The 22,978-nt window shown below is 45.9% G+C and carries 22 protein-coding genes; all 22 read left to right on the top strand.

Annotated features, from left to right (window positions below; all coding sequences use genetic code 11):
- Positions 1 to 441, top strand: a 441-nt coding sequence (locus ACWA2B_RS24715) for a transposase (protein WP_449292718.1), incomplete at its 5' end; no start/stop codon positions are given.
- A gap of 33 nt (positions 442 to 474) precedes the next feature.
- A complete protein-coding gene (gene dpsA, locus ACWA2B_RS24710; protein WP_029517030.1) occupies positions 475 to 1,374 on the top strand; it encodes a dipicolinate synthase subunit DpsA in 900 nt (299 codons plus the stop codon).
- Positions 1,371 to 1,964, top strand: coding sequence for a dipicolinate synthase subunit B (locus ACWA2B_RS24705; RefSeq protein ID WP_029517031.1), 594 nt, complete (start codon positions 1,371 to 1,373; stop codon positions 1,962 to 1,964). The genes dpsA and ACWA2B_RS24705 overlap by 4 nt, the downstream gene beginning before the upstream one ends.
- Before the next feature lie 134 nt (positions 1,965 to 2,098).
- Positions 2,099 to 3,136 carry an aspartate-semialdehyde dehydrogenase gene (locus ACWA2B_RS24700; protein WP_013309939.1) on the top strand — a complete coding sequence of 346 codons (1,038 nt, stop codon included), beginning with the start codon at positions 2,099 to 2,101 and terminating at the stop codon, positions 3,134 to 3,136.
- A gap of 23 nt (positions 3,137 to 3,159) precedes the next feature.
- The gene (gene dapG / locus ACWA2B_RS24695; protein ID WP_069011410.1) at positions 3,160 to 4,377 is read left to right on the top strand and encodes an aspartate kinase; all 1,218 of its coding nucleotides are present in this window, start codon (positions 3,160 to 3,162) and stop codon (positions 4,375 to 4,377) included.
- A 39-nt stretch (positions 4,378 to 4,416) separates the two neighbouring features.
- Positions 4,417 to 5,298 carry a 4-hydroxy-tetrahydrodipicolinate synthase gene (gene dapA / locus ACWA2B_RS24690; RefSeq protein WP_029517033.1) on the top strand — a complete coding sequence of 294 codons (882 nt, stop codon included), beginning with the start codon at positions 4,417 to 4,419 and terminating at the stop codon, positions 5,296 to 5,298.
- A gap of 349 nt (positions 5,299 to 5,647) precedes the next feature.
- Positions 5,648 to 7,327 carry a ribonuclease J gene (locus ACWA2B_RS24685; RefSeq protein WP_013309942.1) on the top strand — a complete coding sequence of 560 codons (1,680 nt, stop codon included), beginning with the start codon at positions 5,648 to 5,650 and terminating at the stop codon, positions 7,325 to 7,327.
- A gap of 229 nt (positions 7,328 to 7,556) precedes the next feature.
- On the top strand, positions 7,557 to 8,405 hold the full coding sequence (locus ACWA2B_RS24680; RefSeq protein WP_029517034.1) for a ClpP family protease: 849 nt from the start codon (positions 7,557 to 7,559) through the stop codon (positions 8,403 to 8,405).
- Positions 8,402 to 8,614, top strand: coding sequence for a YlzJ-like family protein (locus ACWA2B_RS24675; protein ID WP_023988229.1), 213 nt, complete (start codon positions 8,402 to 8,404; stop codon positions 8,612 to 8,614). The genes ACWA2B_RS24680 and ACWA2B_RS24675 overlap by 4 nt, the downstream gene beginning before the upstream one ends.
- Positions 8,615 to 8,717: 103 nt before the next feature.
- The gene (locus tag ACWA2B_RS24670) at positions 8,718 to 11,390 is read left to right on the top strand and encodes a DNA translocase FtsK 4TM domain-containing protein (RefSeq protein ID WP_449292717.1); all 2,673 of its coding nucleotides are present in this window, start codon (positions 8,718 to 8,720) and stop codon (positions 11,388 to 11,390) included.
- Between the two features lie 225 nt (positions 11,391 to 11,615).
- Positions 11,616 to 12,467, top strand: a complete 852-nt coding sequence (gene sleB, locus ACWA2B_RS24665) for a spore cortex-lytic enzyme (RefSeq protein WP_342425964.1) — start codon at positions 11,616 to 11,618, stop codon at positions 12,465 to 12,467.
- A gap of 160 nt (positions 12,468 to 12,627) precedes the next feature.
- Positions 12,628 to 13,908 carry an EF-P 5-aminopentanol modification-associated protein YfmF gene (gene yfmF, locus ACWA2B_RS24660; protein WP_029517037.1) on the top strand — a complete coding sequence of 427 codons (1,281 nt, stop codon included), beginning with the start codon at positions 12,628 to 12,630 and terminating at the stop codon, positions 13,906 to 13,908.
- A gap of 2 nt (positions 13,909 to 13,910) precedes the next feature.
- A complete protein-coding gene (gene yfmH / locus ACWA2B_RS24655; protein WP_165147547.1) occupies positions 13,911 to 15,191 on the top strand; it encodes an EF-P 5-aminopentanol modification-associated protein YfmH in 1,281 nt (426 codons plus the stop codon).
- Between the two features lie 20 nt (positions 15,192 to 15,211).
- A complete protein-coding gene (ymfI, locus tag ACWA2B_RS24650; RefSeq protein WP_029517039.1) occupies positions 15,212 to 15,979 on the top strand; it encodes an elongation factor P 5-aminopentanone reductase in 768 nt (255 codons plus the stop codon).
- Positions 15,980 to 16,081: 102 nt separating this feature from the next.
- Positions 16,082 to 16,336: a DUF3243 domain-containing protein gene (locus tag ACWA2B_RS24645; protein WP_013309950.1), complete on the top strand. Its 255-nt coding sequence runs from the start codon at positions 16,082 to 16,084 to the stop codon at positions 16,334 to 16,336.
- Between the two features lie 227 nt (positions 16,337 to 16,563).
- On the top strand, positions 16,564 to 17,337 hold the full coding sequence (locus ACWA2B_RS24640) for a DUF3388 domain-containing protein (RefSeq protein ID WP_013370747.1): 774 nt from the start codon (positions 16,564 to 16,566) through the stop codon (positions 17,335 to 17,337).
- Positions 17,338 to 17,367: 30 nt separating this feature from the next.
- Complete coding sequence (locus ACWA2B_RS24635; RefSeq protein ID WP_449292716.1) at positions 17,368 to 18,504, top strand: helix-turn-helix domain-containing protein; 1,137 nt, start codon at positions 17,368 to 17,370, stop codon at positions 18,502 to 18,504.
- A gap of 84 nt (positions 18,505 to 18,588) precedes the next feature.
- The gene (locus ACWA2B_RS24630) at positions 18,589 to 18,753 is read left to right on the top strand and encodes a hypothetical protein (protein ID WP_023988236.1); all 165 of its coding nucleotides are present in this window, start codon (positions 18,589 to 18,591) and stop codon (positions 18,751 to 18,753) included.
- A gap of 144 nt (positions 18,754 to 18,897) precedes the next feature.
- The gene (locus tag ACWA2B_RS24625; protein WP_013309953.1) at positions 18,898 to 19,389 is read left to right on the top strand and encodes a YajQ family cyclic di-GMP-binding protein; all 492 of its coding nucleotides are present in this window, start codon (positions 18,898 to 18,900) and stop codon (positions 19,387 to 19,389) included.
- 209 nt (positions 19,390 to 19,598) lie between these two features.
- A complete protein-coding gene (gene pgsA / locus ACWA2B_RS24620; RefSeq protein WP_013309954.1) occupies positions 19,599 to 20,186 on the top strand; it encodes a CDP-diacylglycerol--glycerol-3-phosphate 3-phosphatidyltransferase in 588 nt (195 codons plus the stop codon).
- A gap of 95 nt (positions 20,187 to 20,281) precedes the next feature.
- The gene (locus ACWA2B_RS24615) at positions 20,282 to 21,550 is read left to right on the top strand and encodes a competence/damage-inducible protein A (protein ID WP_449292715.1); all 1,269 of its coding nucleotides are present in this window, start codon (positions 20,282 to 20,284) and stop codon (positions 21,548 to 21,550) included.
- Positions 21,551 to 21,791: 241 nt separating this feature from the next.
- Positions 21,792 to 22,853 (top strand): recombinase RecA, encoded by a 1,062-nt coding sequence (recA, locus tag ACWA2B_RS24610; protein WP_023988239.1) that lies wholly within the window; start codon positions 21,792 to 21,794, stop codon positions 22,851 to 22,853.
- Positions 22,854 to 22,978 lie beyond the last annotated feature (125 nt).

The raw sequence follows: 22,978 nt of genomic DNA, 5'->3' as shown, positions 1-22,978 counted from the left end.
CAGTGTACCCAGTCTCGAAACCACCGCAAAGTGGTGACTCGGCATGTCTGGGAAGACAGCAAAGAGTGGGTACGGAGCAACCGGCTGAGCCCATCTGGTAAAAAGCTGTACCGCAAACGAAAAGAGATGATTGAGCGAAGCTTCGCGGATGCCAAAGAGCTCCATGGGTTTCGCTATTGCCGTTTGCGCGGTCTTCCAAACGTCAGGGAACAAGCCCTTATGACGGCAGTCGTGCAGAACATGAAGAAGATGGCGATCCACCTAGATCGCCTGGAGAAACAGGGGTACCCCCCCCTGCTTCTCCAGAGACCAAAGCATTATGATGTAAAAAAGAAACCCACGTCTCAAAATGACGGGGTTTCTCGACAATCTGGTCGCCTCATAAAGAGGCGGTCTTTTTTTGTGTTTTTTCACCCCTTTCCGGGCACTCGCATAGACTAAAAGCATATCGTGTCTCGGAAAGGAGTGATCCGGATGCTAACAGGAATACGCGTCGTTGTTTTGGGTGGCGATGCGAGGCAGCTTGAGGTAATCCGTAAATGTGTGGACATGGATGCTACCGTCAGTGTGGTCGGTTTTGACAAGCTTGAAGTACCACTCAAAGGAGTGACACTAGAACCACTGTCTGTCAAGCTGCTGGAATCGTCAGATGCATTGATTTTGCCGGTGGTGGGATGCGATGAGGAAGGCAACGTAAATGCACTTTTCGGAGCACAGAAGCTTCAGTTCCTGAATGAGCATGCTGCTGCTCTTCCACCTCATTGTATTGTATATACAGGAATGGCGCGGACGTACTTAAAAGAAATTTGTACCAGACATGAGTTAAAGCTGGTAGAGCTGCTGGAGCGAGATGATGTGGCCATATACAACTCTATACCTACGGCCGAAGGCGCACTGATGATGGCCATTCAGCATACTGATTTTACGATTCACGGTGCAGATTGTATGGTTCTAGGCATGGGACGGACTGGATTTACCATGGCAAGGGCACTACAGGGATTGGGAGCTAGAGTGAAGGTTGGAGTACGGCGGGCAGAGGATGCAGCGAGAGCCGTGGAAATGGGTTGGAAGCCTTTTATGACAAGGGATTTAGCACATGAGACAAAGGGAGTTGACTTGATTTTTAATACGATACCCTCTATGATTATCACAGCGCAAATCCTGTCTAAATTGCCACTGAGCACCGTGATTATAGATCTTGCTTCCGCCCCGGGCGGATGTGATTTCCGTTATGCGGAAAAGCGTGGAATCAAGGCTATGCTTGCCCCTGGTCTTCCCGGTATTGTTGCTCCCAAAACTGCTGGTGCCATTATAGCGAATACGCTGGTGCAGTTGTTAATGGAAGATAATCCTGATCGGGGGGATGCACAATGAGTTGGCAAGGGAAAACAGTAGGTTATGCAATTACAGGCTCACATTGCACATTTGAAGAGGTAATGCCTGTTATACAGCGCTTTGTTGATGAGGGTGCAAAGGTCGTCCCTATTATATCCAATACAGTGCTAACAACGGATACTCGCTTTGGTACTTCGCAAAGTTGGCAAAAACAGTTGAAAGATATAACAGGGAATGATATCATTTCTACAATTGTGGAGGCTGAGCCACTGGGTCCCTCCCAAATACTCGATGTGCTGGTGATTGCACCTTTGACGGGGAATTCGATGAGTAAGTTAGCGAATGCGATGACAGACAGTCCGGTTTTGATGGCTGCCAAGGCGCAATTGCGCAACGGCCGTCCACTTCTTTTAGCCATATCTACTAATGATGGACTGGGCCTAAATGCTGCCAATATCGCCAAATTACTCGTAGCCAAAAATATCTTTTTTGTACCGTTCGGACAGGACAATCCAGTTAAAAAGCCGAACTCGCTTGTAGCTAACATGGAGTTGATTCCGGAGGCTGCTTATGAAGCATTGCAGGGCAAACAGCTTCAGCCGATGATTGTGGAACGCAAGACCCCATGAAGTATTATAGTTAACTGCTGAGCATCCTTCGCCTAGAAGATGATTCGATATTGTATCGGGTCTAATTTCTTGTTGGCGGTGGATGCTTTCAGAATAAAAAATGGTTTTTTAGTCGAGAAGGGGAGATATACCAGATGAGCAATAGAAAGTTTAATGTAGCTGTCGTTGGAGCGACAGGCGCTGTAGGAGAACAGATCGTAAATCTGCTGGAAAAACGGGATTTTCCTGTGGACAAAATCAAATTTCTTTCTTCGCCTCGTTCTGCCGGCACGTTAATTAGCTTTAAAGGTCAGCAAATTCCAGTAGAGATTGCTACCCCCGACAGCTTTGAGGGAATCGACATTGCTTTGTTTAGTGCAGGTGGAGACGTAAGTAAGGAATTGGCGCCGCATGCTGTTCGTCATGGGGCAGTTTGTATTGACAACACCAATGCATTCCGAATGGATCCGACAGCTCCTCTTGTAGTGCCTGAGGTGAACAGCGACAAAATTGCCGAGCATCAAGGCATTATTGCGAACCCGAACTGCTCCACCATTCAGATGGTAGCTGCTTTGAAACCATTATATGATCAGTATGGCATTTCTCGTATCATAGTATCCACATACCAGGCCGTTTCCGGGGCTGGAAGCCGAGCTATTGATGAATTGAATCGTCAAAGCGCAGCGATTCTTAACGGTGATGAAGTTCAGCCTGATCTGTTGCCAGTAGGCTCGTTGCCAGTAAAACATCAGATTGCTTTCAATGCTATTCCGCAAATTGATAAATTCCAGGACAATGGTTATACACTGGAAGAAATGAAAATGGTACGTGAAACGAAAAAAATACTGGGTGACGAATCGGTGGACGTAACAGCAACGTGTGTACGTATTCCTGTTGTATATGGTCACTCGGAATCTGTATATGTAGAACTTAAAAAAGATTATGATTTAGAAGAAATCCGTAATTTGCTGGCTTCAGCACCGGGAGTAACGCTAGTGGACGATCCTGCTGCTCAGCTTTATCCACTGGCATCTGAAGCTGCAGGAAAACCTGACGTATTTGTGGGGCGTGTACGCCGTGATTTGGGCAATAGCCGTGGATTGAATTTGTGGGTCGTATCCGACAATCTGCTCAAAGGAGCGGCATGGAACGCGGTGCAAATCGCGGAAATTATTGCTGCAAACGCGGAGTAACGTTCCAATATGGGGGAAAAATAATGGGTATTTTGGTGCAAAAATTTGGAGGAACCTCGCTTTCCACACCTGAAGCACGTAAACTTGTGTTGGCACATGTGAAGAGGGAGCTGGAACAAAATCTTCAATTGGTTGTTGTTGTGTCGGCCATGGGGAGAAAAGGAGAGCCTTATGCCACCGACACGCTGCTGGATTGGGCGGTGTCTAACGGCGACAGTCTGCCAAAGCGCGAACGGGATTTATTGCTGTGCTGTGGTGAAATTATTTCTGCTGCTACATTATGCAGCCTGATGGAGAAGGAAGGTATTCCTGCTACAGTGCTAACTGGGGCACAGGCGGGCTTTATTACGGATGATCAATACGGCAATGCTCGTATTTTGGATATAAAGCCAGACCGTGTTGTTGAAGAGTTGAACCAAGGCAGAGTTGTCATTGTGACAGGTTTTCAGGGACAAACAGCAGACGGTGATATGACTACCTTGGGTCGGGGAGGCAGCGATACGTCAGCTACTGCTCTAGGTGCTGCTCTACATGCGGATATGGTTGATATTTATACGGATGTGAATGGTATATTGACCGCCGATCCGCGCATTGTGGAAAACGCAAAGCCGCTTACACATGTTAGCTATACGGAGATTTGTAATATGGCTCATCAGGGAGCAAAGGTTATCCATCCTCGTGCTGTTGAAATCGCCATGCAGGCTAATATCCCGGTCCGTGTTCGCTCTACCTTCTCCGAAGGAGAAGGTACGTTAGTTACCCATCCGGAAGGCTTTAAAGACGTGCAGGCAGACATCGTAGACCGTTTCGTGACCGGTATTGCGTATGTTGGCAATGTCACTCAGATTAATGTTGAATTAAAGCCGGGTATGGAGCACTTGCAATTACAAGTGTTCAAATCTATGGCTGAACATGGAATCAGCGTTGATTTTATTAATGTAACGCCATCGGGGGCAGTTTATACTGTGTTCGATTATGATGGAAGCAAAGCGGTTGAAGTATTGAACGGGTTGGGTCTAGAACCTAAGATACTGGCCGGATGTGCTAAAGTTTCTGTCATAGGCGGTGGTATCAACGGGGTACCGGGCATTATGGCGACGATTGTGGAGGCATTGGCAGAATCAGACGTACAGATCCTTCAATCCGCAGATTCCAACACGACGATCTGGGTACTTGTTAAAAAAGAAGATATGGTGCAGGCTGTACGCGCATTGCATAATAAATTTGAACTCCATCAATAGGTGCATGGTCCGTGCTCGGATTTGCAAAAAGGAGGCAGCATGGTGAACTTCGGCAGATTGATTACCGCGATGGTGACACCTTTTGATCAGCAAGGAGAGATTGACTGGACTGCATTGTCCTCGTTGATTGATTATTTAATAGAAGAACAGCATTCAGAGTCACTTGTTGTATCTGGAACAACAGGAGAGTCTCCTACCCTGAGCGATGATGAGAAAATCAAGTTGTTTGCTTTTGTTGTAGAAAAAGCAGCTGGACGATGTAAAATTATTGCCGGGACTGGCAGCAACAATACGCGTCACTCCATTCATCTTACCCGTGCCGCGGAGCAGGCAGGAGCAGATGGTGTTCTACTGGTAGTGCCATATTATAATAAACCGAATCAGGAAGGGATGTATCAGCATTTCGAAAGTATTGCAAACTCCACATCCCTTCCAGCTATACTGTATAATGTTCCAAGCCGTACTGGAGCGAGTCTAACAGCTGAAACAACGCTGCGTCTTGCACAAATTCCAAATATTGTGGGAACCAAAGAATGTGCATCACTTGCGCAGGTTACACAGATTGCAGCGGCAGCGCCAGAGGGTTTTCTGGTTTATTCCGGGGATGATGCTTCTGGGTTGCCTGCTATGGCTGTAGGTGCTTATGGTATTATCAGCGTAGCGAGCCATGTGGTAGGTGCTGAAATGAAGCAGATGATCGATTCACTTGTAGGAGGACACTCTCAGGAGGCAGCAAAGTTGCATCAGCAGTTGTTCCCGATTTTCAAGGGTTTGTTTGGCTGTCCTCATCCTCTGCCTAATCCAGTGGCAGTAAAATATGCATTGGAATTACGGGGGATTAGGGTTGGTTCGGTTCGGTTGCCGCTCATTCCTCCAACTGAGGATGAAGCGGAATTTATTAAGAAATTATTTACCCGCTAAAGACAAATAGGAATGTAGGATATTAATTAATACTAAGGAGTAACCTTGTTAAGGGCAGTCGGTAGGTACAAAACCGATAGAGTTTATTGTCTGACAAGGTCCTCCAGCATGAAGGACGTTCTTATAGGACGTCCTTTTTGCTGTGCTTTTAACCATGCATATAGATAAAATGACAGATACTAATGGTTTGAGACGGCAATGGGAAACCTAGCGTAACGAACAGGATGACTTGTTTTTTCGTATTTTAATCATGTATAATGGGGTCAAGTGACTGGGTGCGGTATTTTTTTGAAAATTAAATAACAAATCAAGGTACGACGTCCAACTACCATAGGAGGTTTAGATTCATTTGTCTAAAAAAACAAACAACGATAAATTGATGATTTTCGCTTTGGGCGGCGTCGGTGAAATCGGGAAAAATATGTATGTCGTTCAATACGGCAATGACATTGTCGTGGTGGATTCCGGTCTGAAATTCCCGGAAGAGGACATGCTGGGCATTGATATCGTTATTCCTGATATTTCCTACCTTACAGAGAACCGCGACAAAGTAAGAGGCATTGTGCTGACTCATGGTCACGAGGACCATATCGGCGGTTTGCCTTACGTGTTGAAACATTTGAATGTACCAGTATATGGTACCAAATTGACGCTGGGATTGGTGGAAAACAAGCTGAAGGAAGCGAATCTGCTTGGTGAAACCAAACGTATTTTGATCAATGCTGATTCCGAAATCAAGCTGGGTTCCACACTAAAAGCAACCTTCTTCAGAACCAACCATAGTATTCCGGATTCTGTAGGTGTATGTATTGATACTCCTGAAGGCGCTGTTGTTCATACAGGTGACTTCAAATTTGACCATACTCCGGTGAACGGACAATATGCAGATTTGCAGCGTATGGCTGAAATTGGCACACGTGGCGTACTGGCTCTTTTGTCAGACAGTACGAATGCCGAGAAACCGGGCTTTACACCTTCGGAAAAGAGCGTTGGTATTGTGCTGGAAGACATTTTCCGCAAGTCGAGACAGCGTGTGGTCGTAGCCACTTTTGCTTCTAACGTACATCGTATTCAGCAGGTAATTAATGCTGCTGAAGCAACGGGACGTAAAGTAACAGTTATTGGTCGAAGCATGGTTAATGTCGTAGGCATTGCTTCGGACTTGGGCTATTTGGAAATTCCGGATGGAATGCTGATTGAGCCTGAAGAAGTTGGCAAAATGTCAGCGGACCGTGTAGTTATTCTCTGCACAGGCAGTCAGGGCGAACCGATGTCCGCTTTGACAAGAATGGCTCGTTCCACACATCGAAAGGTTGACATTCTTCCAGGGGATTCAGTCATCATTGCAGCTACTCCGGTACCGGGTAATGAAAAATACGTTGGACGCACAATTGATGAACTGTTCCGTCTGGGTGCCAATGTATATTACAGCGCAGCTAATCCAGGTATTCACGTTTCTGGACACGGAAGCCAGGAAGAACTTAAGCTGATGCTGAATCTGATGAAACCAAAGTTCTTCTTGCCAATTCATGGTGAGTTCAGAATGCAACGTCGTCACGCCCTTCTTGCTGAAGGCGTAGGTATTGAGCCTGAAAATATTTTCATCACGGATATCGGTGAAGTCATTGAAATTCAGAATGGCGGAGCACGCAGAGCTGGTAAAGTTACAGCAGGTAACGTACTGATCGATGGACTAGGCGTAGGGGATGTAGGAAATATCGTATTGCGCGACCGTAAATTGCTGTCACAGGACGGTATTTTGGTGGTGGTTGTCACGCTGAGCAAGCAAGACGGAACGATTAAATCGGGTCCAGATATCATTTCCCGCGGTTTCGTTTATGTCCGTGAATCGGAAGGTTTGCTTGATGAAGCGAATCGTATTGTCTCAAGTACACTGCATAAGCTCATGAGTGAAAATGTAAATGAATGGGCTTCCCTCAAGACAAATGTCAAGGATGCACTGGGTCGCTTCTTGTATGAGCAAACTCGTCGCAGACCGATGATCCTGCCAATTATAATGGAAGTGTGATTCAATTGAAATTTGTTCAAAAACCTGAATTAAAAACTTAAGTCACAGGCACACAGTCGCCTCTCTTCCCGCAGGAAATATTGGACGGTTTCCGCGGAAGGAGAGGCTTTTTTGATTTTTCGGGGTAAGGAAAAGCATGGGGGTAGGTATAAAATATTCCATTTACATCCCATACTATAGGGTGACTACGGGTCATATAGATGCGTAAAGCGAAAGGAAGATCACCCATATGGAACAATACAGCAATCTATCATCTGGCAACGAGGAAACGGAAACGCCAGATCAACCAGAAATTGGGCAAAGACCCGCGTTACCTGCTATGGAGGCTTTGCAGCAACTGGGTCAAACCTCCATGCCTGGAGGCGAGTCCAATATTTTTTGCATGACGATTATCGGTCAGATTGAAGGGCATCTCATTTTACCGCCTCAAAACAAAACGACAAAATATGAGCACATTATTCCCCAACTGGTAGCGGCAGAACAAAATCCTCGTATCGAAGGATTAATGATTTTGCTGAATACAGTTGGTGGTGATGTAGAGGCAGGACTGGCTATTGCTGAAATGATCGCATCGATGAGTAAACCAACGGTGACCATTGTGATAGGCGGGGGGCATAGCATCGGTGTGCCGATTGCTGTGTCTTCCACTTATTCCTACATTGCGGAGAGTGCGACGATGACCATTCATCCTATTCGTATGAGCGGCCTGGTCATTGGAGTCCCACAGACTTTTGAATATATGGAAAAAATGCAGGAACGTGTCGTACGCTTTGTCGTTTCTCATTCTCGTATTACAGAAGAGCAGTTTAAGGAATTGATGTTTAAAACCGGTGAGTTAAACCGCGATATTGGTACAGCGGTTGGGGGAGCCGATGCAGTGAAGTATGGATTGATGGACGCGGTTGGAGGGATCGGAGAGGCTTTAAAACAGCTGAACACCATTATTGAAACGCGGCGTCAGCAAAACGGGAACGCTGGGATCCAACAGCAGGCTCCGTATGCTCCTTTTATTCCCAGTGCCACAGGAACTCCTACAGAGACACTGTCAGGGGAGCATAGCGGGGAGCTATCTCAATGACATTATATACTGTAATGCCAATGGAAATGGTGTGGCAAGGGATGTGGAAAGAGGCTGAGGAGCTTGCAGAGGTTCGAGTAGACGGTCTACTTATGCAGGTACAGCCGCTTGAAAGTCGTCGGGGGATCATTGTACGGTTGTTGGACTGCCCGCTGGAAGCCTACCTGAATCCGCGTTATGGACCCGGTCAAGTCATCGAATGGTCGTAAAAGGTGTCGAATAGTATAGAAATCGGTCATTTACTGCTGAAAAAGAACATATGTGCGGATACCGGGTGACGTGGTATAATATTCTTCTGGGGGGTGACCTTGTATGTCCAGAAGAAGAAAAAGAAAAAAGAAAGCCGCATTTGGCGGAGTTCTAAAATTTGAAATTTACGGCATTGTGCTGATTACATTAGCGGTCATTGCGTTATCGGGTGAAGCGGCAGTTGGTCGGTCGCTATCCAAGATGTTTGGGCTCGTATTGGGGAAATTCTATTTTGTTATCCCTCTGATTGGCATTTATTATGGTCTGATGGTGATGATTCACCGCAAGTGGCCGAACCAGTGGAACTCGCGTAAAACGGGTTTGCTCCTGTTGGTATTTGCCTTTACACTTATGAGTTCTATTTCATCTATGGAGCAGCGTTTGGGGCCGATCAACGCGCTTCAGCCGGGCGGAGTGATGACCCAGATACATATAGATATGCGCGAGCAGTTGCTGTCGCCTGATCAGCAGGGCCATTCCTCAATGCTGAACAAGGATATCAGCGGGGGTTACGTAGGCGCGTTGCAGCTTACTGTTCTGTTGTGGCTGTTTGGTCTCACGGGAGCTAAACTGATCATGATTGTTATGTTCGTCATTTGTTTCATGCTGATGACTCAACTGTCCTATGTGGATTTGGTGCGGATTGTAAAGACCAAGCTGCTAGCAGCTGGGGGAAGTGTGCGCAAAAAGTGGACTGGTAAAGCTACTCCGCTTTCGGCATCTAGCAAAGGTAATGGAAATAGAAAGATCAAGTCTGAGCCGATTCCTGCCTATGAGGAAGACATGGATGATGACTTTGACGAAATGCAGCCTCCTGCACGCAAACAACCGATTTTCTTTCAGTTGTTTGGTCTTAAGAATTCAGATAAAGCGGACAAGGAAGAGCATTCCGTCGATGAGGATGAGCATGATTTTCCATATGAAGCTGAGGACGCGCAGGCCCAGTGGAGAAATGGCAACCAGAGTGAAGAGCTGTCTGACGTAGTCGAACACGCTGAGCAGGAAGCTGCAATTCCGGTAAAAAGGTCGCCGATTATTAGGGATTTCTTCGAACAAGTAAAGCATGAGGAAAGAAGAACGGAAGCTGAATTTGGAGAGTCCCTGACAGGGGCAGAGCAGACGACTTCCATTATTGACGAACCCCTGGATGATGACTTTATGGGTGCCAATGCGAATAAGGATATGGATGATTCGACTACGATTCAGGGGACATTAGAAGGTGCTCAGGGACAAGCTCAGACGATTGCAACTGGGGTGGCAGGCGAAGAGGTTGAAGGTACCCATACAGCTATCCCGGCTCCGCCGCCGCCTAAACCGTACAAGCTACCATCGTTTCGTTTGCTTGCTAAACCACAAAATGCAGGCAAAGGTATGGGACAAAAGGATTATATGCAAACGGCACGCAAACTGGAAGCAACGCTGGAAAGCTTCGGTGTGCGGGCGAAGGTGCTGGAGGTTGTCCGTGGCCCTGCCGTAACACGTTATGAAATTCAGCCGGACATTGGAGTGAAGGTCAGCCGTATTGTGAGTCTGACGGATGACATTGCGCTTGCACTTGCTGCCAAAGATATCCGTATGGAGGCTCCGATTCCTGGCAAATCTGCTATCGGAATTGAGGTTCCGAATAATGAAGTTTCCATTGTAACGATGCGTGAGGTAATGGAGACAACCGTTTTCCAGGAGTCAGCTTCCAGCTTGTCTATTGCATTCGGACGTGATATTGCAGGACAGACGATTGTCGGTAATTTGGCCAAGATGCCCCATCTTCTTGTAGCTGGGGCAACAGGTTCGGGTAAATCAGTGTGTATCAATGGGATCATCACGAGTATTTTGTACAAAGCAAAGCCGGATGAGGTCAAATTTTTGATGGTCGATCCTAAAATGGTGGAGTTGAACGTGTACAACGGAATCCCGCATTTGTTGGCTCCGGTCGTGACTGATCCAAAGCGTGCCTCACTTGCATTGAAGAAAATTGTAGTCGAAATGGAAAAAAGGTATGAGTTATTTTCCAAATCAGGAACCCGTAATATTGAGGGATACAATAATTTGATGAAAGATAACCCGGATGCATTTCTGCCTTACATCGTCGTTATTGTGGACGAGTTGGCAGATTTAATGATGGTAGCTGCGGGAGATGTGGAGGATGCGATTGCACGACTTGCCCAAATGGCGCGCGCAGCAGGCATCCACCTTATCATTGCAACGCAAAGACCTTCGGTTGATGTAATTACCGGGGTAATTAAAGCTAATATTCCTTCACGTATTGCCTTCGGCGTTTCCTCGCAGGTAGATTCCCGTACCATATTGGATATGGGTGGAGCCGAGAAGCTGCTCGGACGTGGTGATATGCTTTTCATGCCAATGGGTGCTTCTAAACCAGTCCGCGTTCAGGGAGCGTTCATGAGCGATCAAGAAGTCGAAAATATTGTTAACTACGTACGTGAACAGGGTGAAGCGCAGTATGATGAGACGCTAGTGCCGGAGGTGGAAGAGGTATCGGCTGATGCAGATGAAATGCTGGATGAGCTGTACGATCAGGCTGTCAACATCATTTTAGAGGCTAAACAAGCTTCCGTTTCGCTCCTTCAGCGCCGTATGCGGATCGGTTATACACGTGCTGCTCGACTGATTGACTCCATGGAAGCTCGCGGAGTCATCGGCCCTTACGAGGGCAGCAAGCCCCGTGAGGTTCTTATCTCAATGGAGCAATATCAGCAAAATAAAGTTAGTTCCTAAGCATTATCTCTACCCAGCACTACATTAAAACGCTGTTCGTTCGCAAGGTAGTTGTTCTAAAATGACAACTCCAAGTGTACAAACAGCGTTTTTTGTGATGTTTTTTTGAGGTGTGGCGACTACCTGCTGAAAGAAGATTAAAAGGGTGAATAGCTTTAAGCGGAGCTTGTCATAATAAACGTAGCCATCCTGTTAATCCCACAAAAGAAAGGTAGAGCGCAGCATATGAAAAAGACAATGGTCTGGATTTGCACGGGTATCCTCGCAGCCTCGGCTATTACGTACACAGGACTTTTTAAAAATGACTCTGCACAGCAGCAAACAGAGTCGCTCAACACACAGCAGAAAGTACAAGCGGCGCAACCATCCGAGCCGACATTCAGCTCGGGAGCGGTTGATTTTGGATCTTACGGTCAGGATGTATATGAGTTGCAATCACGTTTGAAGTTGCTGGGCTTTTTTGGCGGGAAAGTGGACAGCCATTTTGGCAGCAGTACACTAAAAGCTGTTAAAGGTTTTCAAAAGGAATTTGGTATCCGTCCCGATGGAGTGGTCGGAGCAAAGACGAAATTAAAGCTGGTGAATGCTACCCCTAACTGGAAGCCAACGGAGACTCCTATGCATCGTAACAATCAAGGTTCCGCTCAGGGACACACAGCGGACAATAATGATAAAGCGGATCAAAAAGATGAAACGATGGGATCGGCCAACACCATGGGACTATCTGCAAACGATCTTAAGATTTTGGCTAATGCGGTCTACGGTGAATCCCGTGGCGAGCCCTTTGAAGGGCAGGTTGCCGTGGCAGCGGTTATTTTGAACAGGGTTAAGTCACCTAGTTTTCCAAATACACCATCTGGGGTGGTTTTCCAGCCGGGGGCCTTTACAGCTGTAGCAGACGGACAAATCTGGCTTACGCCGAATGAAACTGCACAGAAGGCAGTACGACAGGCGCTGAACGGCTGGGACCCAAGCGGAGGATGTCTCTATTATTTTAACCCAAAAACAGCCACCTCCAAATGGATTTGGACCCGTCCGCAGGTGAAAACCATCGGGGAACATATTTTTTGCATGTAAAACGCCGAAGCAGCCGGGAGCTTGTCTCCGGTTGCTTCTTGGCTTTTGCATGGTTAGAATAAAGATTGGTACACTTTACCTCTTTACAGGAGGACGATTTACAGCAGCTAATGCTAATCAAAGGCTAGACGCCAATTGACGTCACAAAGGAGTTTTGGACTTGAACAAAACAGGTTTCGAGCGTGGCACACGCAGACAACTGAGGATTCATGTACTGCCAACCAAGCGCTTTAAGACGTTTGCTATATCATTGTATGTAGGCACTCCGCTACGGGAGGAAACCGTAACTCGAGTGGGGCTGGTACCTTTCGTTCTGCGCCGGGGTACAGAATCGTATCCGCAGACTACACAATTCAGAGAACAGTTAGAGCAATTGTATGGCGCAGGTTTCGGATTCGATGTGTATAAACGTGGAGATTATCAGATCGTGCAATTTCGCATGGATACGATTAATGACAGCTTTGTAAACAGTCCGGATAGTTTGCTGGATCGTTCGTTTGCTTTCCTTGGAGAAGTGCTGACGAAGCCTGCATTGGAAAATGATGCATTTCAAACTGGATACGTTCAGCAGGAACGAGAAAATGTGCGCAAGAAGCTGGAATCTATAGTTAACGATAAAATACGTTATGCTGGTGAGCGCTGCATGGAGGAAATGTGCAAAGATGAGCCTTATCGTCTGCACCCTCTTGGTCAACGATCTGATCTGGACAGTATAGATGCACAGAGCTTGTATGAGGCTTATGGAGAATGGCTGAATCATGCCAGCATGGATTTATACGTTGTGGGAGATACGACGCTAGAAGAAGTTGAGAAGTTTGTTGATCGCTATTTTCAATTGAACCGTTCAGCGGAAGCAGGGTATGTTCCGGAACAGCCCAAGTCGGTAGAGCGTGATGTTCAAACTGTTGTAGAGCGTCTTGATGTGAACCAGGGCAAGCTCAACATGGGATTGCGGACCCCTATTACGTATGGTGACGATCGCTATGCATCCGCTCTGATGTACAATGGCATTCTGGGCGGGTATCCGCATTCAAAGCTGTTCGTTAATGTAAGGGAAAAGGAAAGTTTGGCGTATTACGCTTCATCGCGATATGACGGGCATAAAGGGATTGGTACGATTCAATCTGGTATTGAAATTCCTAATTATGAAAAAGCGGTTACTATTATCCGCAAGCAACTGGAAGATACGCAAAACGGAGCGATTACTGAGCTGGAAATGACCCAAACGCAGGCGATGATTCGCAACTTGCTGAAGGAGATGCAGGATTCCGCTTTTGAGATGATCGCCTATGATTTTAACAGACAGCTTTCCGGTAAAGAGCGGACGGTAGATGAGCTGCTGAGTCAGGTGGAGGCAGTCAAGGTGCAGGATGTTCAGGATGCCGCCCGGACGTTCCGACTGGACACTATTTATTTCTTGAGAGACCAGAAAGGGGAATAACGGTGGAGCATATACCTTATGAGCATTTGCAGGAAACGCTGTACTATGAAGTAATGGATAACGGCTTACACGTTTATGTGTTGCCCAAACCGGGTTTTCAGAAGACGTACGCCACATTTGCGACTAAATACGGCTCGGTTGATAATCATTTCCGCGTAGAAGGTCAACAGCCCGTAAAGGTGCCGGATGGCATAGCCCATTTTTTGGAGCATAAAATGTTTGAAGAGCCTGAAGGAGATATTTTTGCTACCTTTTCCTCTAATGGTGCATCGGCGAACGCATTTACGAGCTTTGATCAAACCGTATATCTGTTTTCGGCAACTGAGCGTATTCAAGAAAATTTGACCACGCTGGTCAATTTTGTTCAACATCCTTACTTTACAGATGAAAATGTAGAGAAGGAAAAAGGCATTATTGGCCAGGAAATCAATATGTATGAAGATAACCCCGATTGGCGGAGTTACTTTGGTCTGATCGAGGCGTTGTACAAGGTCCATCCGGTGCATATTGATATCGCAGGTACGATTCAATCCATCAGTACGATTACAAAGGAAACGCTGTACAGTTGCTATGAAGCTTTCTACCACCCAAGCAATATGATTCTTTTTGTAGTGGGAGGAGTGGATCCAGCTGAAGTAATAGAGCTGGTACGTAACAATCAGGCCAAAAAGGACTATAAGCCGCAGGGAGAGATTGAGCGGATTTTCGACGATGAACCCACTACAGTTGCAGAACCACGTCGTGAGGTGAAGCTGGCCGTTTCTCTGCCAAAGCTACTGTTTGGATTCAAGGAGGCAGAAGTAGGTTTAACGGGTGAAGAATTGCTTCGTCATGATCTGGAAACCAAGCTGATGCTTGATCTCCTATTTGGTTCCAGTACACAACTGTATCAAAAGCTCTACGATGAGGATCTGATTTCGGACAGTTTTGGCCATGAGTACAATAGTACGCAGCAATATGCATTTTCCGCAATCGGTGGAGATACCAAAGACCCGGATCGGCTGTTGGCGAGAATACGTGAAGAGGTGGAGTCCATCCAGAAGCAGGGCTTCGCAGCAGAACATTTTGAACGGGCACGCAAAAAGAAAATCGGTGGTTATCTGCGTACACTCAATTCACCAGAAAATATTGCGCATGAATTTACAAGACATCGCTTCCGGGGCAGTGATTTTTTCCAACTGCTTCCGGTTTATGAAAGTATTACGCTTGAGGATGTAAATCGCCGTCTGAAAGATCATATCCAGTGGGATCAACTCGCAATATCACTAGTGGTGAGTCCGTAATGTCCAGGGAGAGGGAAACGATGACCACTGAGGGCGGAGAATTAAAAGCGATTGGCGATACAACTGTGCTGATTACAGGAGCGAGTGGCGGAATTGGTGCGGCTATTGCTGAGCGTTTTGCAGCTGTAGGGATGAATGTGGTCATTCACTACATGAAGTCCCATGAAAAAGCAAATGAAGTTGCCCGTCGTTGCATGGCTTATTCGGGCAAGGTTATGACCGTGTCAGCGGATCTGCGGAGCAAGGAGCAGATCGAACGCATGCGGGAAAAGCTGGATAATCACGGGATGAAGCCGGATATTCTTGTGAACAACGCCGGATTATCTCATTATGGGCTGTTGACAGATGTTTCGGAAGAGGAATGGGACGAAGTGATGGCAGTCAATGTTAAGGGAACCTTTCTGTGTACGCAGGTTTTTATGCCACATATGATTTCCCAACGCTATGGCCGCATTGTGAATGTTTCCTCCGTGTGGGGGATATGTGGCGCTTCGTGCGAGGTGTTGTATTCCACCACGAAGGGAGGCATTAACGCTTTCACTAAAGCGCTGGCTCAAGAAGTAGCACCTTCCGGGGTGACAGTGAATGCAGTAGCTCCAGGTGCAGTGAATACGTCGATGCTGGATCATTTAGATGAAGGCGAAATTACCAGTTTGGAAGAAGAAATTCCTGCCGGACGATTGGCTCGACCTGATGAGATATCATCCCTGGTTTATTTTCTTGCGCTTCCTGAGTCAGGTTATATTAATGGCCAGGTCATAAGTCCTAACGGAGGATGGGTGACTTAAGGGAAATAGCGCTTGGAGGAATCCACCAGTATAGTAAGCGTCTGAGAAGAGCATATTACAACTGTTGATTTTAAATCTGAATCATCTAAGGAGGATTTAAGTATGTCAACAGTTGTTCAGAATTTTGATGTTTGGAAAAAGTTCCTCGGTCAGCGTGTAGAGCAAGCGGAGAAGCTGGGAATCAGCCAAGATACCATTTCAGAGCTTGCTTATGAAATCGGTGATTTTCTGGATGAGAAGGTCGATCCAGCCAACCACTCCAACCGCGCATTGAAAGAACTGTGGGGAGTTGCCGATGAGGACGAGCGTCACACCATCGCCCGGCTAATGGTTAAATTGGCCAAGAGCAACGCATAAGTAAGAACCAACATGAAAAGCTCCCTTTTGGGGGCTTTTCTGTAATGGTTACAGAGCTGTTCTTGTAATTCCATTGTAATTTATATATCATAAACGTGATTGAGGCTTACAACACAATGCAGCCTATCAAATTTCAATAATTGGTTTTGTCGAAAGATGTTATTTTATGATACAATAATGCTTTGATTTGGAGTTGTTGACGGTTTGAATGTGAATGAGGTGCTAACGTGACGGAAGAAACGAAACAGTGGTACATGGAGTACAAGATACATAAAAATCGACCCGGACTGCTGGGAGACATTGCTTCCATGCTTGGTATTCTGGGGGTTAATATACTGACGATCAACGGTGTTGAAGGTGAAAGACGGGGGATGTTGCTTGAAACAGACGATGATGAGAAGATACGTATTCTCGGAGACACGTTAAAAAAAGCGAGCAACATTACAGTCACGGCCTTACGTGCTCCGAGACTGGTTGATATATTGGCAGTAAGACATGGCCGTTACATCGATCGGGATTCGGATGATCGTAAAACATTTCGCTTTACACGCGATGAGCTTGGGTTGCTGGTCGATTTTTTGGGTGAAGTATTAAAGAGGGACGGCAATCAGGTAATCGGTCTTCGCGGGATGCCACGTGTGGGCAAAACGGAATCCATTATTGCCAGTAGTGTATGCGCAATGAAGCGTTGGACTTTTGTATCTTCGACGCTACTACGACAGACGGTACGCAGTCAGCTCTCTGAAGAAGAAATGAACCCAAACAATGTGTTTATTATTGATGGTATTGTGAGTACAATTCGGTCAAATGAAAGACATTATCACCTGCTTCAGGAAATTATGAGCATGCCAAGTACTAAAGTGATTGAGCATCCTGATGTATTTGTACGTGAGTCGGGATACAGCTTTGACGATTTCAATATCATTATTGAACTTCGCAATAATCCGGCTGAGGAAATTATTTATGATACCTTTACAGCCAGTTATACAGAAGATCTTTAAATAAGCGTAATTACACAAGGAGATGATGACATGTCAGAACTGGGTCAGCAATTAAAGGAGGCCCGGCTGCAAAAAGGATTGAGCCTTGACGATGTTCAGGAAATGACGAAGATACGCAAACGTTATCTGGAAGCCATTGAGACGGGCGATTACAAAGTGCTGCCGGGAAGCTTTTATGTCAGAGCTTTTATTAAAACATACGCTGAAACGGTCGGGTTGAATCCTGATGAGATTCTGGAAGGGCATCAAAGCAATGTGCCTGAACCTGAACCGGAAGCAGTCATGGAGCCTGTTACACAGAAACGCTCCAGCCGTCCCGCCACGATTGGTAATCTTAAATGGTTGCCTACAGCGTTAATGTGGCTTTTTCTAGTTCTCATTGTTGGGGTTATTTATGCTTATTGGGTGAGCAACAACCATTCAACTCCAAAAACAGCAGAAAACACAACACCGATTACTACACCAAGTACAACACCAAGTACAACACCAAGTACAACACCAAGTACAACACCAAGTACAACACCAAGTACAACACCGAGTACAACACCAAACACGTCTACTCCTGATACCACTACGACACAGCCGAACAATGGTCAAACGACGGCTCCAAATGGTGCTGGTGGGCAGACTCCTGGTGCGGGGCAAACCGGGCAAACTCAGCCAAATGGTACGGGGAATACGGATGCTACTACTCCAAATACTGGACAACAGCCGGATACGACTACTCCACAACAAGGTGTAACTGTGGCACAGGACGGCAAGCAAGGCAAGACGACGATTTTTAAAGTTTCCAGTGCAACGGGAGCCACAGCCAAGGTTGATATTAAAGCTACGGGTGAAAGCTGGCTTGAAGTGTACAAGGGAGAAAATTCCCGTGGAGAAAAGCTGAGTTATGGTATGACTAAAAGTGGAGATGCCATGTCTTTCGATATTGGTCCAGAAGGTTTATATATCAAATCAGGGCGGTCTTCTGCCACAGATATTTCCGTAGCAGGTCAACCGATAACAGATAATAAATCGACTACTCGTGTACTGTTACAGCAAGGAGAAGCCTCTTCGACCGGAACGAGTGCAGGGGTGACGGGTTTACCTGCAGATTCTACGACAGGTAGCAGTACGGATTCAGCACAAAGTGGTACAGATTCTACAACTACTAATGGTGAATAAACGCCTTGGTGCGAGGAAATACTAATGACTGTAATTCCTGGAAAGGCAGTCATTTCATTTTCCGCAAAGTGAGGTGTATACGTTATGACCGTCAGCTGGATTGTGACTGGGCTCGGTATAATTGTCAGTTTACTGGGCTATTATCTGACACCGAATGCATGGGGCTATGGCATACTGGGCTTTGGTCTTGCTCACATTGTGCTTGGACTTTTGGATATGTTCCGAACTCCAACACGAAGCCATAATTAGATATTTTGACCGTAAATGAAATAAAGGCGTTTTTGTCAGGAAAACTGGCAAGAACGCCTTTTTAGTCAACCGATTATTGGATTTTTGTAAATGACTAGCCTATAATTAGATATTGAACTTTGTTGTGGAAAGGAAAGTGAAACGATGGCTTCAGAAAATTCATTTGATATCGTCTCCAAAATGGATATGCAGGAGTTAACAAATGCGGTTCATCAGACGGAGCGTGAAATTGAAACACGATTTGATTTCAAGGATAGCAAAAGTAGCCTCAAGCTTGAGAAAGAAGCTCTTACGATTGCATCGGAAGACGAATACAAGCTGAATGCGGTGATTGATATTTTGCAGTCTAAAATGGCTAAACGAGGTCTGTCCCTCAAAAATGTGGAGTATGGCAAATTGGAACCCGCTTCTCTAGGTTCAGTGCGTCAGCGTCTTTCGCTGAAGCAGGGAATTGATCAGGATAATGCCAAGAAAATTAACATTCTTATTCGGGACTCCAAGCTAAAAGTTAAAAGTCAGATTCAAGGTGATCAAATCCGGGTGACCGGGAAAAACAGGGATGATTTACAGGCGATCATTCAATTGCTACGTAAAGCTGATTTGCCATTGGAGCTTCAATTTACAAACATGAAATAAAGACGTTTTCCCTCATATATTTTGCAGGAAAAACGTTGCTTGATGTGCGGCAGGTTATTTTGACATGCGTTTTGCGCCATATTATACTTGTAACGAAAATGCAGACAATTCAGGTGTATAGCGCTCGCCGAAAGCGATTTACATAGGGTTGAATTTAATCCGAAAACTGCCATTTGTAATCAAGTACGATAATCAGGGGAGAGTGTGTTGTGAATTTACCCAACAGAATTACAATAACGCGGATTTGCCTTATCCCGGTGATGATGCTGGCTTTGCTGGTGGACTTTGATTTTTATCCGCCACCGATTGAGATCGGAGCTTTCAAGCTGCCGTATAATCAGCTGATTGCGGCTATCATTTTCCTTGTAGCAGCCAGCACGGACGGTCTTGACGGGTATTTGGCACGTAAAAATAATATGGTCACCAATTTGGGCAAGCTGTTGGACCCCCTTGCTGATAAGCTTTTGGTAACCGCCATTTTGGTTTCCTTGGTAGAAATGGGGAAAATTGATTCGTGGATTGTTGTTGTGATTGTTAGCCGTGAGTTTGCGGTTACGGGGCTGCGTCAGATTGCCTTGCTGGATGGGTCTGTGGTTGCTGCAAGCAATTGGGGCAAATTAAAGACGATCATTCAGATTGTTGCTATCGTAGCGCTGCTCATTAATAATTTCCCGTTTGTTTTTCTTGGTATACCGTTTGATTTAATAGCGATATGGGCAGCGGTGTTGATCACCATTTATTCGGGTATTGATTATTTCGTGAAAAATATCCATTTGCTGAGCTCCTCCAAGGTTTAACAGTATAAATTTTATGGAAACAGCAATAGGGACTAAACTTATTGCTGTTTCTTTATATAATTCCCATCATATTCGCAGTACAGGAGGAAGAATTGATGAAAGCTGAAATAATTGCGGTAGGAACAGAGTTATTGCTCGGACAAATAGTGAATACAAATGCTCAATATTTGTCACAAGAGTTGGCTACAATTGGAATCGATGTATATTTTCAGACTGTGGTTGGCGATAACATAGATCGGCTTCAGGAAGCCATAAGAATTGCTCAGAAGCGTGCGGATATTATTTTATTTTCTGGCGGTCTGGGACCGACCCAGGATGATTTGACGAAAGATGCGATAGCGTCTGTATTGGGGCGAAAATTGCACATAGATCGTCTTGCAATGGACAAGCTAGATCAATTTTTTCGTAACCGTGGGGTAGAAATGACCGAAAATAACCGCCGGCAGGCGCTTTCTATTGAAGGTGCTACTCCGCTTGAAAATGAGACAGGGCTAGCTGTGGGCGACGCAATTGCACAGGATGGTAAATTTTATGTAGTTTTGCCTGGACCTCCTAAGGAACTCAAACCGATGTTTGCAAACCAGGCCAAACCTTGGTTGCTTCAGCAGGCATTGAGCGGTGAGGAAACGCCAATTTATTCAAAAATGCTAAAATTTGCAGGGATTGGTGAGTCAGCTCTTGAAACCCGTTTGTTAGATCTGATCCAATCCCAGACAGACCCCACGATTGCTCCTTATGCCAAGGAAGGGGAAGTCACGATCCGTATATCCACCAAGGCGGCCAGCGAAAGTGAAGCATTGATTAAGCTGACGGCTACGGAAGTAGAAATTCAGCAGCGTCTTTCGGAATTTATGTATGCAAGCGAAGATGTTACGCTGGAGAAGGTTATCGTAGATCTAATGGCCAATCGCGGACTCACTGTGAGTGCGGCAGAAAGCTGTACAGGTGGACTGCTGATGGAACACCTCACTTCTATACCTGGCAGTGCTACTATGTTTCAAGGTGGCATCGTGTGCTATTCCAATGAAATGAAGATGAAATTACTCAACGTGCCTTGTGATTATTTAGAGGGGGATCAAGCGCCAGGTGCAGTGAGTAAGGAAGTGGCCCTTGTGCTTGCAGAGCAGGCGAGAATGATCATGGACAGCGATTTTGGACTTTCAGTTACTGGTGTAGCCGGACCTGGGTATTCCGAACGTAAGCCAGTCGGTCTAGTGTATATTGGCATTGCTGAACGCGACAAGGAAACGGAAGTACATGAACTGAGACTGAGTGGTAACCGCGAAACAATCCGACTGCGATCAGTCAAAGCGATTCTGTACAGATTGTGGCGCAGGCTGGTAGAGAACGAGAAACTCTCTTAATCATCTATGTACAGTGTGGGTCGTAGAGTTGTTTTAGATAGATATTCATGATATAATCACCTTATCGGAAGAACCGTTGCAAAGCCTTTTGCCAGCGGTTCTTTTTTTGTTTTAAGAGACAGGTGTAATTACAGAAGAGAGCTGTGTGAATAAAAAAACGAATGTATGTTCGAAAAAATGCTTGGCAAGCGTGTCAAAACAAGGTATTATTAAAGTACAAACAATGAAGGATGTGAGTTTATTGTCAGATCGTCGTGCTGCGCTGGATATGGCGCTCCGTCAAATAGAAAAGCAATTTGGTAAAGGTTCCATTATGAAGTTGGGTGAGTCTACCCACATGCAAGTGGAAACGATCCCCAGTGGTTCGATTGCTTTGGATATTGCGTTAGGAACGGGCGGCTTTCCAAGAGGCCGGGTTATTGAAATATACGGACCGGAATCATCCGGTAAAACGACAGTAGCTCTTCACGCTATCGCAGAGGTGCAAAAAACAGGCGGACAAGCCGCCTTTATCGACGCCGAGCATGCGCTTGATCCGTCGTATGCAAGCAAGCTGGGTGTCAATATTGATGAGTTGTTACTATCGCAACCAGATACAGGAGAGCAGGCGCTTGAGATTGCCGAAGCCCTTGTACGTAGTGGAGCAGTAGACATTGTAGTTGTTGACTCCGTAGCGGCACTTGTGCCGAAGGCAGAGATTGAAGGCGAAATGGGAGATTCCCATGTCGGTCTTCAAGCACGTCTGATGTCGCAGGCATTGCGTAAGCTGTCTGGAGCCATTAACAAATCGAAAACTATTGCTATTTTTATTAACCAGCTACGTGAAAAAGTAGGTGTTATGTTCGGTAACCCTGAAACAACACCAGGTGGACGTGCCTTGAAGTTTTACTCTACGGTACGTTTGGATGTTCGTCGTATTGAAAGTTTGAAAATGGGTAACGACATTGTGGGTAACCGCACACGTATTAAAGTCGTGAAGAATAAAGTTGCCCCTCCATTCCGTCAGGCTGAAGTGGACATTATGTACGGTGAGGGCATTTCCAAAGAAGGTAGCTTGATCGATATCGGTACGGAGCATGACATTGTCGACAAGAGTGGAGCTTGGTATTCCTACGAAGGTGAGCGCCTTGGTCAGGGACGTGAGAATGCGAAGCAATTTTTGAAGGAAAATCCGAACATTGCTAGTACGATCGAGCAAAAAATTCGGGTGGCAAGCAATTTGATTACGACGGTTGCTCCGCCTACAGAAGAAGAGTTGGCACAGCAAGCCAAGGAAGAACAGGAATTGTTGGAGCTTGAATAAAGCTTGGTGAATCCTGATTTGTGAACTGGAGCCAGGGTTATGGCACAATCCGGTTGAATAGCATGATTCTGATGCCCTGCACAGTTGTGCAGGGCATTTTTGCATCAATTAAAGCTGCTTTGTCA

It is taken from the genome of Paenibacillus sp. CMM36 (assembly GCF_053570945.1).
The sequence above is the reverse complement of the archived record's forward strand: the minus strand, read 5'-3'. Positions and strand labels throughout refer to the sequence as shown.